This window comes from Puia dinghuensis (assembly GCF_014642875.1).
GTDB lineage: Bacteria > Bacteroidota > Bacteroidia > Chitinophagales > Chitinophagaceae > Puia > Puia dinghuensis.
Map to the genome: position 1 here is coordinate 1 of NZ_BMJC01000022.1, position 736 is coordinate 736.

At 59.7% G+C, this 736-nt stretch carries 2 protein-coding genes; both read right to left on the reverse strand.

What is annotated here, in order from left to right:
• Positions 1-97 precede the first annotated feature (97 nt).
• Entirely contained in the window at positions 98-526 is a 429-nt protein-coding gene (locus IEY39_RS30325; RefSeq protein ID WP_188938393.1) for an FAS1-like dehydratase domain-containing protein, read from the reverse strand.
• Positions 527-576: 50 nt separating this feature from the next.
• The gene (gene rpmG, locus IEY39_RS30330; RefSeq protein ID WP_003403273.1) at positions 577-726 is read right to left on the reverse strand and encodes a 50S ribosomal protein L33; all 150 of its coding nucleotides are present in this window, start codon (positions 724-726) and stop codon (positions 577-579) included.
• Positions 727-736 lie beyond the last annotated feature (10 nt).

Here is a 736-nt window from a genome sequence, read left to right on the forward strand (position 1 = left end):
CAAGTCACCCGAAACTCCGGCGTAGTTCACCAGATCCTGGCGGGTCAGCGGGTAGGTCTTCTCCGGAAGCTGGTCTCCGACCTTCACCGAGCTGAACTCACGCAGCGCCATCAGAAAATCCCTCTCCATCCTCGCCGGCACGGCCCGCCAGGGTCGTATAGGTCTCCTGCACGAGGTCACCTTCCTCGTTGGTGACGATGTTCTTGGTCACGATGATCTGGGTGCCGTGCGCCTCACGCACCGAATCCACATAGACGTCGCAGTACAGCTTGTCGCCCGCCACGATCGGTTTCTCGAATTTCAGCACTTGGTCTACCTGGACGATCTGCGCCTCCGCGGTCGCGATGTTCGCATGCTTGAAGAACGCCGCCTGGGCCTTGTAGCCGAACACACAGATAAACGTCAACGGAGCCAGCAAGCCCTTATACCCGAGTTCGGNGGCGTACTCGCGAATCTTCTCCCGCTCCACCTCGTAGTGGTCGGGATACCGGTAATGCATCCCAACGATGTCTGCGCTCAACGCCACGGCTGTAGAACCTACCTAGTCAGTCTCAGCAACTGCTCGCGGGTCGGCGGTTACCGCGTCTCGCGGTGCGCCTGGTGTTTGCCGCAATTCGGGCAGAACTTCTTCAGCTCCAGCCGGTCCGGGTCGTTGCGGCGGTTCTTTTTGGTGATGTAGTTACGGTGCTTGCACACCTCGCATGCCAAAGTGATCTTCGGCCGCACGTCGGTACTG